The sequence below is a fragment of the Acinetobacter sp. Swhac1 genome (assembly GCF_013390985.1).
Lineage (GTDB): Bacteria > Pseudomonadota > Gammaproteobacteria > Pseudomonadales > Moraxellaceae > Acinetobacter > Acinetobacter towneri.
The window spans coordinates 18,351-33,809 of the sequence record NZ_JACASN010000020.1; the positions used below are offsets into that span (position 1 = coordinate 18,351).

Here is a 15,459-nt window from a genome sequence, read left to right on the forward strand (position 1 = left end):
TGCAGATCCATGTCTTACCAAACCTCTATACATTTTGATCCAACTGCCTTACTGATAATAAAAAATGAGGTTGATAATTCTATCAAACTGGTTGAATCCGCAGTAAGCACCTTAGCAGAAGATCAAACTTTGCCTTTTGGGATTGATGATGCACTGAATCAGTTTGAACAGTGTGCTCAGGTTTTAGCCTTAATTGATATGGAAAGCTTGGCAAAAATTGCGCAATACTCAGCAGAGCTGATGCGTAAAATTATGGGGAATCCAAGCAATATCAACACGCTGGAAGTCATTGCACTTAGCGAAGGCACCACCATGCTCAAGCGTTATATTGAGTTTATTTGCCTACGTGAAGTTAAAATTCCACAATTCCTACTCGACACTTTAAACCGTTTAGAATTGGCATTGGGTAAACCATTGACTCAGGAAGGTCAGCATATTGAAACTTTATTGGACTGCATCACTCCAAGTTTCCAATTGCCGCAAGTGCCTTCTTTAGAAAAGTCGGCTTATGTACATCGCTTATATAAACTGTCATTACATAAGCTGCTCAAGCAAGAAGAATCTGCCATGGATCTTCAAGCGATTAAACTGGTAGGAACGTATTTGGCAGGTTTGGCAGAACAACATCCGAGTCAGCAATATTGGGGCTTAGTACACGTTGCCTTTAACCATATTGATAACTTGTTGTTGAATGAGCCACGTTTGCGTACTTTTATTAGTATTGAGCACAATATGCGTCAATACTTTGCTACGCCAGAAAGCTTTACCGCCAGCTTGTCTGATCTTGCGAATGTGTTGAGCCTGTGTATTAGTCAAGAAGATGAAATTTCTCAACATATTCGCAGTCAAATGAATATTGGTGAAGACTTACTCACCGACATGCAGCTCCAAGTATTCAGCCGTCATTTATATGGTCCAGATTTTGACACCATGCATACCATTAGCGATTTGGTCACCACAGAAATGACACAAATTCGCAATGATATTGAATACAACTATCAAAACATGAGTCCTGAAAAAACGCTGGAATTACAAGGCAAATTAACAGAGTTAGCAAACTTGTTTAAAGTCTTGAACTTAAATGAAGCGCATTTGGACTTACAACGCCAAGCTGAATCATTAAGCCGTCCTGAATTACTCAAAGATGAAAACTTTGCCCAGCAATTAATGAACGTGATTTTATCGGCCATGAACTCAATCGGTGTGCTTGAACGTCACCACACCTCTAGCCGTTTGCAGTTACGTGTGAATAACATGAACATTTCGCTAGATCGTTTAGATGAAGCACACGAAGCCTTGCTGACTGAAACCAAGTTACTGATTGACTTAATCACGCAAACACTGACACAGCACCTACAAACTCAAAGTGTTGCAGATTTAGAGCATACTTCAGCGCAAATTCGTGAAGTTGCAGGGGCAATGTTGTTCTTGAATGCTGAAAGTGGTCAAAAAGCACTGAAAGTATCTGCAGATTTTGTGCATGCACAAGTTGAAGCAGGGCAAAACTTAACAGCTGAACAGGTCAACAATATCTTAGATACGCTTGCCAGTGCAGATATGCTGATTGACAATTTAAAGAACAAACAACCTGTTCTGCAAAGCATGTTTAAGGTAGCATTGGACAGTAGTGAAAAATTGAAAACTGTAGCCTAATGACTGAACTCTCACTTGCATATATTTTTCAGCAACAACAACTTTTGGTCGATGAAAACTTCCAATTACCACGTGTGGAAAAGTTGGCAAGTGATTTAAGTTTTAGCTCGGGTGATCAAGTGATTGCCCGAGATCTACTTGAAGATGAATCTATCCCTGAAGGCTTTCAACTGGTGCCTATCCGACAACTTTTACAAGTCTGGAACACCCAACAGTTTGAACAAGCTAGCCGTGCCATTCAGTTACTCGAATGGCGTCGCAATCATAAATTCTGCAGCCATTGCGGTCATAAAACCGAAGTCCATGCGACTCAATATGCCATGGTCTGCCCTGCTTGTGGCTATCACCAATATCCGCGCGTAAATCCATGTGTCATTACCGTGATTACTCGTGGTGAAGATGAAGTCTTATTGGCGCGTAATGCACGCAATAAACTGCCCATTTACGGTTTAATCGCAGGCTTTGTTGAAGTGGGTGAAACACTCGAAGAAGCAGTACGTCGTGAAACTTTTGAAGAAGTTGGCGTACAACTTAAAAATATTCAGTATCTTGCCAGCCAGCCGTGGCCTTTTCCAAGTAACTTAATGATCGCCTTTAAAGCTGAATATGCAGGCGGTGAAATTCAGTTACAGGAAGAAGAAATTCGTGATGCACAGTTCTTTAAGTTTGATCAACTGCCTGATATTCCATTTAAAGGCAGTATCGCCCATGCCATGATTATGCATGTGACCCAAGGCACGCCTGTGGCAGATGACACCAAAGCTTGGCTATAAGTCTAATTCGCAATCTTGCATTTAAAAAACCGTTGCACCCCATAAGCTGCAACGGTTTTTTTAATTACCATTTTCCACAGAAGATCAGTCAACATCACGCATCTTTAAGTGCCTGATCTAAAGCACGCATAATTTGGCGTTTGGTCGCAAAGAAACGACTAAACAAACTCGACACCGATGCCATAACACTGACATGCCCTGTTTTTGGAATGACAATAATTTCACTATGATTGCCATATTTCTTTAATACGTGGTCGAAGTCTGTGGCATTACTTGCCCCCACAATTTGATCTTTTTCTGCCACCAATAAATAGTGTTTGACTGAATTCGGCTCCACAAAATAATACGGCATCACATCCTGATACGGCACCTCTTGATCAAAGGCATCGGCACATAGCGGATCATCCTTATAATCAAAATGATAAGGCCCTGCCAAACCAATAATCGCACGAATGTGATCTTTACAGCTTAAAGCATAGGGCTGGGGATGGTACAACAAGGACATCACATTAAATGCCCCAGCCGAATGTCCCATCAATACCACCTGTGCCGTAGAAATACCCAGTTTGTGTTGCTGCTGAGTCAAGTAATTCAGTGCAAGAGTTAAATCATCAATATAGGTGGGGAAAATATGCTGTGGCGCGAGTTGATAGTTCATCACCGCAACATCAAAGCCTTCTTTTGCAAAAGCTTCGCCCACAAAACGATAATCCTGCTTATCGCCACGTGACCATGCCCCACCATGCACAAACACCATGAGTGGACACTGCGGGCGTGGTGTTGTAGTGCGGTACAAATCCAGACGATGTCGCGCGCGTAAACCATAAGCAATATTACTTTGAACGGTATAACCCTGACGTGGGGTTAAACGGTTCAGCGCATAGCTGCCCAAACTATACAGGCGAAATTCTTCATAAATACGTTTCGCCTGTTCTAAAGTTTTATTCAGTTGTTTAAACCAGTGTTCCACATTATTGAACATGTGTCGGTTCAACCTGATCTGGGTCAATCGCGACTGGCGTTTGTGTTTCTGGAGCAACCATTGGGCTGACAAAGTTCGCGTTGTTGCTCGGCTGTAGCTCAATATTATCAATTAGGGTAATAATTTTAGTGACATTGCCCACTTGTTGTAGCACTTGGTTTAAATCCTGCAATTCTGCATTGTTCAAACGTCCCATCACATATAACACGCCATCTTCGGTATGAATACGCACTTTGCTGTCTGACACCACAGGCGCTTTCATAATCAAACCACGGGTATTTGCAGTGACCGTGGTGTCCTGCATAATGGTGCTATAGCTGATTTGATTACCCACTGTAATATAATTATGGATGGTTTTTACATCACTCATGGCACGCACATTGTCTTCTGCTAATTGTTTTAAATGGGCGTCAGGCACTTGCCCTGTCAACAACACATTGCCATGAAAACTTTCTATATTGACACGTGATTGTTTAAAACGTGAATCCAGTTTATATAAATTAATTTTTGCAGTACGTTCAATAGAGTTATCTATAAACACTTGCCCAAGTGAGCGTGCACCACTTTCTGTACCCACTGGCGCAGTGCCTGTGCCACTTGAAATAAAACTTGCACAACCCGATAAACTTGCTACACACAGCAAGGTCACTGCAATACGCTTGAACACTCAGCAAGACTCCTATTATTTTCTTTCAATTCTGGCTTGTGCTGTGCATTTCATCCTTAGATTTGCACGATCAACAATACACCGACTGATGCTTTTGCTTTAAATTTCACTCAAAGATTAATCAAGTCTGCATCAAAAGTAAAAGCATTTTCAATCCATTGCAAATCATACGGGAATTTGGAAAAGTCTTGCTGTACTGTTTTTGCAAATTGCCGAGAAAAATCAAAGCAAATCACATCAAAACGACAATAATATTCTGAATAGTGTGGATATTCTGTTAAAAACTGCAGGGCAGTTTTCATAATTTTACGCTGCTTGGATGCAGACACCACTTCGTAGGCTTTGCCATAACGGGTTTGAGAACGTGCTTTAACTTCTACAAAAATCAGTTGTTCTGCTTGAATAAAAATCCCATCTATTTCACCAAAAACACTGTGATAATTCTGCTCCAGCATACGCCAACCGTGTTGATGTAAATATTGCCAAGCCGTCTGCTCTGCCCATGTGCCAATGCTTTGCTGCAGTGTTTTTTGATTCATGCTATATCCGATTTTTTTTATTTTGTTATGGTGCGCAATCGTAGTATTCGCTGAAGTGCGATGACGCGAGTTTCACACGCCAGACTGCAATTCAGGTAGAATAAGCGCTTGGTCTGTAACTTGTATCAGACGCAAGCCAATACTGCTGTTGTTTCGTGTTCCATCATTTTTATTTTAGTTTGCTATTTCCCACGGAGAAAACTCAATGAGTGCCCAGTTATTTGTTGTTGCTACCCCAATTGGTCACTTAGATGATATGAGCTACCGTGCAATTGATGTGCTCAAATCGGTCAGCCTAATTGCCGCTGAAGATACCCGCACCTCTGCACAATTAATGAAACATTTTAATATTTCAACTCCGCTTACAGCCTGCCATGAACACAACGAAAGCAACAAGATTGATATTTTAGTCCAAAAATTACTCAATGGCGAAGACATGGCGCTCATTAGCGATGCAGGTACACCACTGATTAGCGACCCAGGTTTTAAACTGGTTCGTGCAGCACAAGCCAATGGTATTCGTGTGATTCCTGTGCCGGGTGCATGTGCAGCCATTGCAGCGCTCAGTGCGGTTGGCTTACCAAGTGATCGCTTTAGTTTTCAGGGATTTCTCGCTTCTAAACAGTCACAGCGATTACAACAACTTGAAAAGCTAAAAGATGAAACCCAAACCCTGATTTTTTATGAAGCACCACATCGAATTTTAGATTCAGTCAAAGATATGGCTGCCGTGTTTGGTGCAGATCGCCCTGTTGGCTTTGCCCGTGAAATCACCAAAACCTTTGAAACCATTAAAAAAATGACTTTAGGTGAATTGGCTGAATTTATCGCAGCAGATCATCATCAACAAAAAGGTGAAATTGTATTGGTGGTGGGGGGAGCGAGCGAAGAAAAAGACATGGAACAAGAAAAATTAGATCAATTATTGCAGCGTTTGTTGCAAGATTTATCGGTAAAAGCAGCATCACAATTGGCGGCTGATCTAACAGGGATTAAAAAGAAAATTGCCTATCAACGTGCGTTGGAATTAAGCCAAGCAGCTGAATAATCCGATTGAGCAATAACAGTGATGACGATCATCGCGCATAAAAAAAGCATCACCCTTTATACAAGGTGATGCTTTTTTATCTTGAAGTGATAAACATTAGAGCAGCCTGCATAGTAAGCATCCCGCCCTAACTCACTCAACAGTTCAACGAATAAATTCAATCAACAAGTTCAGCAAGCACGTTCAACAGATTAGTCGCGCGCAGACTCATCTGGTGGCACTTCGGTAATTTTTCCGCCACGCGCCAAGAATGCAGCCACTTCATCTTCCAATGCCTGACGCTGTTTTAGTTTGGCAGTTACAGTGAGAGTTTCTGCTTCTGCAAGATCACCATCTACAGCACCTTCTTCTGATTCTGCTGCACCTTTTTCAGCCGCTTTCGCTTCATCTTCGTCTACAGTTGAATCTTCTACATCATCGTAATCGTTCATGTCCGTCATCTTAATCTCCCCACAAATGACTTCAATTTAGTCCAAGTGAAAACTGGTTATGAATTACGATGAAATTTAGCAATCTCTTGGCCTTTCGCATAGAGTCTAGATTAAAAAAAACGTATCTTTTTTAATCAAATTCGTAATCAGGTATGTATGACCGTACAAAAAACGACTCTTTAGGGTTAAACCGCGTAACGGGTATCTTGTAACAGGCTTAATCCATTGGCTTGTGCCATAAAGGCATCTTTTAGTGCAGGCTGTTGTTCAACCTGTTTTAAACCAAAATTACGCGCCCATACCACAGGGAATAAAGTCGTGGTTTCCATCCAACCAATAGCAGACATGCTGTGCATCATGGCATCGTTCTGTCCTTTACGACGGTGTTCATAACGTTTTAAAGTCTGTTCATGCGCCCAAACACCACGCTTAAAGTCATGCAGTAGTACATCACAGAGTACTGCAGCGTCTAAACAGCCAATGTTCACCCCTTGTCCTGCAAGTGGATGAATCACATGCGCAGCATCACCAATCAATGCCAGCCCCTCTTGCACATAGCGCTCTGCTGCACGGGCCTTGAGTGGGAAAATAGCACGTGGTGTTGCCTCTAAGACCTCTCCCAACATGTGATGACTTTCACGGGTCAAGAGTTGAGTAAAATCGGCATCATTCAGCTTGGCGTATTCTTCGGCATAGTCATCGGGCAAAGTCCAAACAATAGACTGCCAATGCCCTTCTTGCTCATCCTGTAAACTGGCCATTGGTAAATACGCCAACGGGCCTGTTTCCAAAAATATTTGCCGTGCTACATGCTGATGTGGCAATGCAGTACGAATCGCACAGGTTAAACCTGCCTGACGATAATCCAGCACATCAAAATCAATAAAGGCCTGTTCGCGCACAAAGGAGTTGGCACCATCTGCACCAATCACCAGTTTAGTTTGTAATTGGGTACCATCAGCCAAATGAATATGCCAAACGCCAACACCACGCTCCAAACGGGTCACTTTGACTTGCGTGCGATAATCCTGCACTTGCTCTAGCATTCGTTGCTGAATCGCAAGGTTTAAAATACTTGGCTCTACCATTGAACCAAGCGCTTGTTCAATCACGGGTGTATTCGTAGCACTACTGCCAAAATTAATTTCACCATAGCCATTTTTATTCCAAACCTGCATGCCGCTATACGGCATGTGGCGCACAAGTTTAGGCCAAACACCTGCGGTTTTTAATAGGTGGATCGTAGCCTGACTGAGCGCCAAAACACGCGGATTGGCAACTGCAAGGGTTTTCTCTGCATCTAAAATAGGTGCGGCATCTAAAACTGTAGCCTGCACACCCCCTTGTGCCAATAAAAGTGCAGTTAAGCCTCCCACCAAGCCGCCACCAATAATGACGACATCTAACACTTGCGTTTGTTGATTTGCTGTGATCATGCTTTTAACCCCATGGCATAATTGGCGACCAAAGGTTTAATGCCTGGAATGGTATCAAACGCGACTAAGCCTGTATTACGCATAAATTTCAGGATTGGGTTTTGATTGCTAAATCCACGTACCACGCTGTCACAGAATTTAATGACTCGCTGTTGATCTTTCAAACGCGATTGTTCATAGTCACGCAGCATTGCAGCATCGCCTAAATCTGCTGACTGTGCCGCCTGTTCGGTGAGATAACGCAATAATACGTAAGCATCTCGCATACACAAGTTAAAGCCCTGCCCTGCGACTGGGTGAATGGTATGCGCTGCATTACCCATCAGTACAACGCGACCAACCGCCTGTTTTTCTGCCAGAACTTGTGACAATGGAAAACTAAAACGACGTCCTGTTTTTTCAAACTTCCCTACACGGTCACCATAGGCTTGTTGCAAGGCATTTAAAAAGTGTTGATCATTTTCATCGCCAATCCATTCATGTTCTGTACCTTTTGGCACAGGCCACACCACAGAACGGCGATATTCACCTGGCAGGGGCAGCAACGCCAAAGGCCCTAAGTGACTAAAACGCTCAAAACCCACATGCGCATGCGGCTTGGAGGTTTGCACTGTGGTCACAATCGCTACTTGGTCATAATCATGTTCCGATGCACCAATGCCCAAGGCTTTACGGCAGAAAGAATCACGACCATCGGCAGCAATTAGTAGTTTGGCAGCAAGCTGTAATTGTTCCTGACCACGTACCGCTTCAATATAGGCAAAATCTGCATCTTGTTTAAGACTGGTGACCTGCACACCATCAATCAATTCAATCAAAGGTTGTTTACGCACTTCGGTCAGTAACACCCGACCTAACCATGCATTTTCAATCACCTGACCAAAGCTTTCGACTTTTTCTTGTTCGGCCAATAAACGTGCCTTGCCAAAACTACCTTGTTCGGTAATTTGAACTTCTAAAATAGGCGTAGCATGTTCTTGCAAGGCATCCCATAAACCTAGCTCTTGGTAAATTTGTACGCTGCGACGCGATAAGGCACTGTTACGTGCATCAAAACTGGAATGATACGGCGCAAGGCTGGCATCGTCATAATTGGGGTATTGAATCGCTTCTAGCAACTTTACTGCAATGTTTGACTTAGCCAACATCAAGGCTAAGCTTAGCCCGACCATACCACCGCCTACAATGATCACTTCTTGTTGCATGCCTTGATCCTTTTTATGAGGTATTCGACTTCAAAAGATTCAATCGAAATACGTATAATCTGTAATGGATTTTATCTTACCGCAAAGTCATTTATTTTTATAATGAATTAGTGTTGAAGCTATGGAAGATGATTAGACTTCTTGCAAATGTCCAATTCAAACTATAATTATTAGTCCCTCATCTTCTTGCTCCGAGCCATGTATGACACAAGAGAAGATAAATTCAATACTTAGTATTATTGATGGCTGATGATTGATTTTAGAATAAGCTCAACGATAAAAATGATCTCACATAATGGTTATTATACAAACTATCTTTGTAATGCATATTGCATTACAATATTTCCATACATTCAATAACTGAGAGAAGTGATGGCTACTGTTAATTTCAGGGTCGATGAAGCCCTTAAAGAAAAATCTTATTCAATCCTTAAAGAACAAGGTATCTCACCTACCGATTTCTTTACCAATATTCTTGAATATGTGGCAACGACTGGAAAGCTTCCAGTACAAAAAGTATTGCTTTCAGAAGAAGATGCAGAACTATTGGCACTCGTCCGTAAACGCATGAATGATCCTAAAGAGATGTTCGAGGAAGTCACATTAGATGACTTATAAACTTTTACGTCACAAGGACTTCACTGCAGAATGGGAAAAGCTTCCGAGTGCTATCCGCGACCAATTCAAGAAAAAATTAGCCAAAGTCATTGAGCAGCCACATATTCCAAAGAACATGCTTAAAGGTGATCTTGCTGGCTGCTATAAAATCAAATTATTAAAAGCGGGTGTCCGACTTATTTATCAGGTCAAAGATGATCAGGTCGTTATTTTGCTCATTACCGTTGGAAAGCGTGCTGATAACATTGTTTATGATGAAGCAAAAAAGCGGATCAAAGACTAAAAATTATTTACATACTCAAAATTTACACGCGCTTTCTAATAAAAAAGCTGATCACTTGACCAGCTTTGATTAGACCCAATTAAGCAGATTTAGCTTTTGCCATCAATGCTTCAATCTCTTCTACGGTTTTCACCACTTTTGAAGTCAGATTCAATGGCCCGTTCGCAGTCGCAACAATATCATCTTCAATACGGATACCTATACCACGCCATTTAGCATCTACCGTTTCATCATCGGGTGCAATGTATAGACCCGGTTCAACGGTCACCACCATACCTTCTTCATAAACACGCCAGTCTTCACCGTGTTTATAGCTGCCGACATCATGCACATCCATGCCCAACCAATGCCCTGTACCGTGCATATAAAACTGGCGATAACTTTCCGAAGCAATAATTTCTTCTAAATTGCCCTGCATAATGCCTAGATCAAGCAAACCTTGCACCAAAATACGCACCGCAACATGGTGTGGTTCTTTATAGGAGTTACCAATTTGTACAGCTTCAATTGCTGCAATTTGCGCATCCAATACAATGTTATACAGTGCTTTTTGTTCTGGACTGAATTGACCATTCACGGGAAAAGTACGGGTAATATCTGAGGCATAGCACTGATATTCACAGGCTGCATCAATCAGGACTAAATCGCCATCTTTAAGCACTTTGTCATTTTCGACATAATGCAAAATGCAGGCATTTTCACCACCACCGACAATACTGTTATAGGCAGGTACGCAGCCATTTTTACCAAAAATGTAATTCAGTTCAGCTTCTAGCTCATATTCCATCATGCCTGCTTTTACTGTTTGCATGGCACGAGTATGTGCTTCTGCACTAATATTTGAAGCAATTTGCATCAACTCTAATTCAGACTCAGTTTTATGCAAACGCATTTCATCTAGCAAACGATCTAACTGAACAATTTTGGCAGGTGCAGTATTGCCTTGACGATGTTGTGCATCGGCTTGTTGGTTCCATGCTGCAACACGTACATCAAATTCAGTCTGATGCCCTAAGCGATAATACAACGTGTCTTTATTGACAATTTTAGCAATGATTTCTGCATCTAATTGCGCAATTGCAAAAGACTCATCAGCCTCAAATAGCTCAATTGCGCCTTCTAGCCCTGCGCGATAACCATTCCAGATTTCCATTTCACGGTTACGTTCGCGGCAGAACAAGGTGTAGGTATAACCTTCATCAATTGATTCATAGGTTTCAATCACCGCAACTGCTTCAGGTTCAGCAAAACCTGTTAAATAGAAAAAACTGCTGTCGGCACGATATTTATAATCTGCATCACGATTACGCATTGCCACAGGACTGGTTGCAATAATTGCGACACTATTGGGCCCCATCAGTTCTGCAAGTTGATCACGACGTTCTTTAAATTCGACTTGAGTCAATTTTTTCATAAATACGGTCTACATATATAAAATGATGAAAATATGATTGTTGTAATGACTTAAAGCACCTTACACCGACTTAACTTAGGCACACAACGCCCGATTAACTCGGACGGTGTGGCGTAAACATTTCAACAACAGTACTTGCGTTTTGTGTTGTTTGTACGGTTTGTTGACGCGACTTAGCATGTAAGTTTTGCAATAAAGAGCTTTCTTCTACAGGCACTTTTTTACGTCCTACAGATAAACTCACAGGAATCAAACGTACAAATTCATACAATTCCTGATAGCTTTCTTCGCCTTCTTCATCATTGTCTGAATCTTCAAATTCAACCGCAGCGACATCTTGTAAATGCTCAATCAGTTCGATTTCATCTGAACGAATATGCCCAGAAGCTAAACCAAACCCAAGCACGACGCCTGCACACCAATCCGCCAAAGCTTGCACACGTTCTTGTAAAAGATGTTCATCATCTGGCAATAACGGCAGATAATCTAACTCATCTTCAGACAAAGCATGTGCGACATCTTCCGATTCATCGGTTAAAAGTGACAGTGCGGCTGGCTCTAATTCTGGCACATTGAGGGTTTCTAAAATCTGCTGCCACTCGGTTTCAGTTGGTGCATTTGTCACACAAACTATACCTGTCAGCAAGCCATGTAACTCACTTGGGCTTGAAATTTCTTCAATGTTAGAAAAATTGCGGAACCATTCCGACCAACCTGAAATATCGTCTTGCATTCGTTTATCCAATCTCTATACTTCGTATATATTACCTTTGTTTGCAATACTGTGCGACCACGATATGTTAGAAGAATTACAGCGTCTACAAGCGTATATTGGTGTTTTAAAAACACGAATTAATCATTATGAAAGTGAAAATGCCGCCCTCAGCACAGCCAAGCAAACTGCTGAGGAACAGCATCATGCTCAAATTGTTCAAAGAAACAGCATTATTACTGCCAAGCAAGATGAAATTGAGAATCTGACTGAGCAATTAAGCAGCACGCAAGCGCAATTACAGCAGTTAAATCAAGATGCGACAGCACTGGCAGACCGTTACAGTCGTTTGGAAAAAAGCTGTACTGATTTGAAAAACCGCTTTCAGGAAATTTTGGCTGAACGCAATGAATTACGCATTTTAAAAGAAAAAATGCTGAATGATCAGCGTTTAAATCAGCACGAAATTCAGACACTCAAACAAGAACGTGAAAGATTGTTACAAAAAAATGAGCATGCAAAAGCCAAAGTGGAAGCCATTATTCAGCGTCTTGCAATTTTAGGTACAGCTCAAGATCATCATGCGCAAGAAATTCAACAACTTGCCCACCCTGCCGAAGTGAGCGAGGAAGGTTAATATGTCAGTTCAAATTCCAATTGATTTACGTGTTTTAGGACATAGTTTCCGTTTAGCCACAACTGAAGAAAAAAGAGAAGATTTAGAGCGTGCAGCACAATTATTGAATGAACGCTATGATGAGTTTCGTCGTAAAGCGCCCAATATGGAACCGAGCAAACTGATTATTGTGGTGGCTTTAGAGTTGATGCAAGAGGTTCTTTCTATGAATAAATCTTTGCAGCATTATGAGCATTGTGAGCGTTTACTCAGCACCATTTTGCAAGAAGTTGAAGCCCTTACTTAAGTGTCGTTTTTTTGACTTAAGTTTGCATAAAGGCTATGCAAACAAGCTCTATCTTTACAGTTAATTCGTGAACATGAGTTGCCAAGCAACTGAGATGGGTTATACTAATTCTAACTCTGAGGTGTTCGCCAGCGAGTCTATATCCCTGCCGATACTTAAATCTTAGGATTGTGTTCTGCATATTTAGAGCGTATGCCCATCTCGTATGGGAAACCCAGCAAGTATGCGTCGCGTCCGCCTTGAACTTTTTCGGGTTCAGGGTAACGACATGCAGCGGCATCTTCGGAGCTATTTATTTTTAAATATCTAAAAATAAAATGTCTAAAAAATATAAAATCGTTTAGAAAAATGTATCAGCAGAAACCTTAAACCGCTCAGACAGCGCTTTAATATGACGAATATTCAACTGGCGTTTGCCGCTTAAAATCTCCGAAATCACAGATTGAGTTGCAACCTCTGCCAAGTCAGATTGACCTAATCCATGTTGCGCCATCAAAAAAGCTAAAGCAGCACGACCATCTCCATGAGGAATAGGCAGGTGTTCATTTTCATAAACAGAAACCAAGTCACCGAGTTGATGAATCAGCCCCATTAAAGGATGCGTTTCATCATCACCAACAATATCTAAAAGCTCATCTAAAGCCTCGACAAGTGCATGAAAATCTTTTTCATTTTCTGGTTTACTCAGCAAAGGAGCAACGTAGTGCCAGTGATCTACAGCCTGTTTAATCATTGCGTTCATACTAATCCTCCTTCCAATGACCTTTGTCATATTCTTTATGGGATAACACATGACGAATATACACACGCTTTGCCTGATACATCACAACAGCAATAAGTCGAATCTTATTCCCACCAATATCGAATACATGAAACTTTCCAACTTTATCAACTGCTGGAAATAACTGCTTCATTTCGGCAAAGTCTTTCGGATCATTTGCCTTAATAATTCGATACCAACCATCGAGTGCTGTTTCAGCCTGTGGCCACTTGTGCATTGCCTCTATAATTCTAGCGTGGGTGATCACATGCATAATATTTTATCGCATTTTGCTATAAATCAAGTATAAACTGATTATCGCATATTGCAATATTTTATAGCGAATTAAACAAACTCAGTTTCACCAACTTGATGATAGTGACGATTAAAATAAACCAACGCCTGATCTTGTTGATTTTTTTGAATGGCAACTATTGGGCAAATAAAAATAGTATGCGTCCCCACTTCTTGAATTTGCGAAATTTCACAATCAAAGCTGACCAATGCATTTTTTAATATAGGAGCGCCCGTTTCCAAAGCAGCCCATTCAGCCTGCTTAAAACGCTCATCGGAACTCAATTTTGATGAGGCAAATGCATTGGAAAGATGTTCTTGTTCTGCATTTAGCACATTCACACACAGCACTTTATTCTCTAAAAAACTGAGATGTGAACGCGATGATTTATTCATACACACCAATAATGTTGGCGGTGTATCTGTCACGCTACATACCGCAGATGCAGTAAAACCATGACGTCCTGCATCTCCCATTGTCGTCACTACATTGACTGCACTTGATAAGAAAGACATTGCATTTTTGAAGTCTGTTGCTTTAACCATCACCGTATTCCAACACTCAACTTTTTTAGAAAGTTCAAAGGATGCTTTTTGCCTGAAAAAGCATCCCTGATTCACTTAACTTAAATTCACTTGGCTTGAATTCACTTCGCCTGATCGAACGCTTAACTAGATAATTCTTGGCGAATAATCTTCGTACCAGCAGCCAAAGCCTGTAACTTGCCTCGTGCAACCTGACGACTCAATGGTGCCATTCCACAGTTAGTCGATGGGTACAACTTGTCAGCATCGACAAATTGCAATGCTTTGCGCAATGTATCTGCAACTTCATCGGCTGTTTCAATCGTATTCGTTGCGACATCAATCGCACCCACCATCACCTTTTTACCACGGATAAGTTCAAGCAAATCCATCGGAACACGTGAGTTGTGACATTCCAGTGAGATAATATCCAAATTAGACTGCTGTAGTTTTGGGAAAACTGCTTCGTATTGACGCCATTCTGAGCCGAGTGTTTTTTTCCAATCGGTATTGGCTTTAATGCCATAGCCATAGCAAATATGCACGGCTGTTTCACATTTCAAACCTTCTAACGCGCGCTCTAATGTTGCCACGCCCCAGTCATTCACCTCATCAAAAAACACATTAAACGCAGGTTCATCAAACTGGATGATATCCACGCCTGCTGCTTCAAGTTCACGCGCTTCCTGATTCAGGATTTTGGCAAATTCCCACGCCAGTTTTTCACGGCTCTTGTAGTGCGCATCGTATAAAGTATCAATCATGGTCATAGGACCAGGCAACGCCCATTTGATGGGTTGATCTGTCAGTGAACGCAGGAATTTGGCATCTTCAACAAAGACTGGTTTTTGACGAGAAACTGCACCCACCACAGAAGGGACACTGGCATCATAACGATCACGAATTTTGACTGTTTCACGTTTCTCGAAATCGACACCTTCAAGGTGTTCAATAAAGGTGGTGACAAAATGCTGACGGGTTTGCTCCCCATCACTCACAATATCAATCCCTGCTTGCTGTTGTTCATGCAGTGATAGACGTAGCGCATCTTGTTTTGCGTCCAGTAATTCTTGCCCTGTTAATTTCCAAGCTGACCAAAGCTTTTCAGGTTCTGCGAGCCACGAAGGTTTAGGTAAACTGCCAGCCGTTGAGGTCGGTAATAAAATAGCCATTTTGAATCTTCTATCTGTATTTTA

19 protein-coding genes and 1 other RNA gene are annotated in these 15,459 nt (G+C 41.6%); 8 read left to right on the forward strand and 12 right to left on the reverse strand.

The genetic code is table 11. The features are described 5' to 3' along the window. The first annotated feature begins 9 nt into the window (after window positions 1-9). The gene (locus tag HX743_RS10800) at window positions 10-1,653 is read left to right on the forward strand and encodes a chemotaxis protein (RefSeq protein ID WP_096902171.1); all 1,644 of its coding nucleotides are present in this window, start codon (window positions 10-12) and stop codon (window positions 1,651-1,653) included. Next, window positions 1,653-2,426 (forward strand): NAD(+) diphosphatase, encoded by a 774-nt coding sequence (nudC, locus tag HX743_RS10805; RefSeq protein ID WP_096902169.1) that lies wholly within the window; start codon window positions 1,653-1,655, stop codon window positions 2,424-2,426. Before HX743_RS10800 ends, nudC begins: the two co-directional genes overlap by 1 nt. A gap of 94 nt (window positions 2,427-2,520) precedes the next feature. On the opposite strand, the gene HX743_RS10810 is transcribed toward nudC, so the two are convergent. The 3 genes from HX743_RS10810 to HX743_RS10820 all read right to left on the reverse strand — a co-directional run bounded on the left by HX743_RS10810 (window position 2,521) and on the right by HX743_RS10820 (window position 4,614). Then, complete coding sequence (locus tag HX743_RS10810; RefSeq protein ID WP_104852296.1) at window positions 2,521-3,408, reverse strand: alpha/beta hydrolase; 888 nt, start codon at window positions 3,406-3,408, stop codon at window positions 2,521-2,523. Further along, a complete protein-coding gene (locus HX743_RS10815) occupies window positions 3,398-4,075 on the reverse strand; it encodes a BON domain-containing protein (RefSeq protein WP_004972649.1) in 678 nt (225 codons plus the stop codon). Before HX743_RS10815 ends, HX743_RS10810 begins: the two co-directional genes overlap by 11 nt. Window positions 4,076-4,185: 110 nt before the next feature. After that, on the reverse strand, window positions 4,186-4,614 hold the full coding sequence (locus tag HX743_RS10820) for a YraN family protein (protein WP_178319211.1): 429 nt from the start codon (window positions 4,612-4,614) through the stop codon (window positions 4,186-4,188). Between the two features lie 205 nt (window positions 4,615-4,819). Between HX743_RS10820 and rsmI the strand changes: the two genes are divergently transcribed. After that, a complete protein-coding gene (gene rsmI, locus HX743_RS10825) occupies window positions 4,820-5,662 on the forward strand; it encodes a 16S rRNA (cytidine(1402)-2'-O)-methyltransferase (RefSeq protein WP_178319212.1) in 843 nt (280 codons plus the stop codon). A 191-nt stretch (window positions 5,663-5,853) separates the two neighbouring features. On the opposite strand, the gene HX743_RS10830 is transcribed toward rsmI, so the two are convergent. The 3 genes from HX743_RS10830 to ubiH form a co-directional block, all read right to left on the reverse strand. After that, window positions 5,854-6,102 carry a hypothetical protein gene (locus HX743_RS10830; RefSeq protein ID WP_004972644.1) on the reverse strand — a complete coding sequence of 83 codons (249 nt, stop codon included), beginning with the start codon at window positions 6,100-6,102 and terminating at the stop codon, window positions 5,854-5,856. 176 nt (window positions 6,103-6,278) lie between these two features. Next, window positions 6,279-7,529, reverse strand: coding sequence for an FAD-dependent monooxygenase (locus HX743_RS10835; RefSeq protein WP_178319213.1), 1,251 nt, complete (start codon window positions 7,527-7,529; stop codon window positions 6,279-6,281). After that, window positions 7,526-8,734, reverse strand: a complete 1,209-nt coding sequence (gene ubiH / locus HX743_RS10840; RefSeq protein ID WP_178319214.1) for a 2-octaprenyl-6-methoxyphenyl hydroxylase — start codon at window positions 8,732-8,734, stop codon at window positions 7,526-7,528. Before ubiH ends, HX743_RS10835 begins: the two co-directional genes overlap by 4 nt. Window positions 8,735-9,106: 372 nt before the next feature. Here ubiH and HX743_RS10845 point away from each other — a divergent pair, with 372 nt between their 5' ends. Then, window positions 9,107-9,352, forward strand: a complete 246-nt coding sequence (locus tag HX743_RS10845) for a type II toxin-antitoxin system RelB/DinJ family antitoxin (protein WP_167846138.1) — start codon at window positions 9,107-9,109, stop codon at window positions 9,350-9,352. Next, window positions 9,342-9,635, forward strand: coding sequence for a type II toxin-antitoxin system RelE/ParE family toxin (locus HX743_RS10850; protein ID WP_154320489.1), 294 nt, complete (start codon window positions 9,342-9,344; stop codon window positions 9,633-9,635). The genes HX743_RS10845 and HX743_RS10850 overlap by 11 nt, the downstream gene beginning before the upstream one ends. A gap of 79 nt (window positions 9,636-9,714) precedes the next feature. Here HX743_RS10850 and pepP read toward each other — a convergent pair whose 3' ends face one another. Both pepP and HX743_RS10860 read right to left on the reverse strand, forming a co-directional pair. Next, on the reverse strand, window positions 9,715-11,049 hold the full coding sequence (gene pepP, locus HX743_RS10855) for a Xaa-Pro aminopeptidase (RefSeq protein WP_154320488.1): 1,335 nt from the start codon (window positions 11,047-11,049) through the stop codon (window positions 9,715-9,717). A 94-nt stretch (window positions 11,050-11,143) separates the two neighbouring features. Then, window positions 11,144-11,782, reverse strand: a complete 639-nt coding sequence (locus HX743_RS10860; protein ID WP_178319215.1) for a UPF0149 family protein — start codon at window positions 11,780-11,782, stop codon at window positions 11,144-11,146. Window positions 11,783-11,846: 64 nt separating this feature from the next. On the opposite strand from HX743_RS10860, the gene HX743_RS10865 reads away from it, so the two are divergent. The 3 genes from HX743_RS10865 to ssrS all read left to right on the forward strand — a co-directional run bounded on the left by HX743_RS10865 (window position 11,847) and on the right by ssrS (window position 12,977). Next, entirely contained in the window at window positions 11,847-12,398 is a 552-nt protein-coding gene (locus tag HX743_RS10865; protein ID WP_178319216.1) for a hypothetical protein, read from the forward strand. 1 nt (window position 12,399) lies between these two features. Next, complete coding sequence (locus tag HX743_RS10870; RefSeq protein WP_004970518.1) at window positions 12,400-12,684, forward strand: cell division protein ZapA; 285 nt, start codon at window positions 12,400-12,402, stop codon at window positions 12,682-12,684. Between the two features lie 110 nt (window positions 12,685-12,794). After that, window positions 12,795-12,977: non-coding RNA, 6S RNA (gene ssrS / locus HX743_RS10875), on the forward strand. A gap of 47 nt (window positions 12,978-13,024) precedes the next feature. On the opposite strand, the gene HX743_RS10880 is transcribed toward ssrS, so the two are convergent. The 4 genes from HX743_RS10880 to HX743_RS10895 all read right to left on the reverse strand — a co-directional run bounded on the left by HX743_RS10880 (window position 13,025) and on the right by HX743_RS10895 (window position 15,435). Then, window positions 13,025-13,426 carry a type II toxin-antitoxin system HigA family antitoxin gene (locus HX743_RS10880; RefSeq protein WP_004970519.1) on the reverse strand — a complete coding sequence of 134 codons (402 nt, stop codon included), beginning with the start codon at window positions 13,424-13,426 and terminating at the stop codon, window positions 13,025-13,027. A 1-nt stretch (window position 13,427) separates the two neighbouring features. Beyond that, a complete protein-coding gene (locus HX743_RS10885; RefSeq protein ID WP_019836372.1) occupies window positions 13,428-13,718 on the reverse strand; it encodes a type II toxin-antitoxin system HigB family toxin in 291 nt (96 codons plus the stop codon). A 71-nt stretch (window positions 13,719-13,789) separates the two neighbouring features. Beyond that, entirely contained in the window at window positions 13,790-14,284 is a 495-nt protein-coding gene (locus HX743_RS10890; RefSeq protein ID WP_004970523.1) for a flavin reductase, read from the reverse strand. Window positions 14,285-14,406: 122 nt separating this feature from the next. Next, window positions 14,407-15,435 carry a methionine synthase gene (locus HX743_RS10895; RefSeq protein ID WP_178319217.1) on the reverse strand — a complete coding sequence of 343 codons (1,029 nt, stop codon included), beginning with the start codon at window positions 15,433-15,435 and terminating at the stop codon, window positions 14,407-14,409. Window positions 15,436-15,459: the final 24 nt, after the last annotated feature.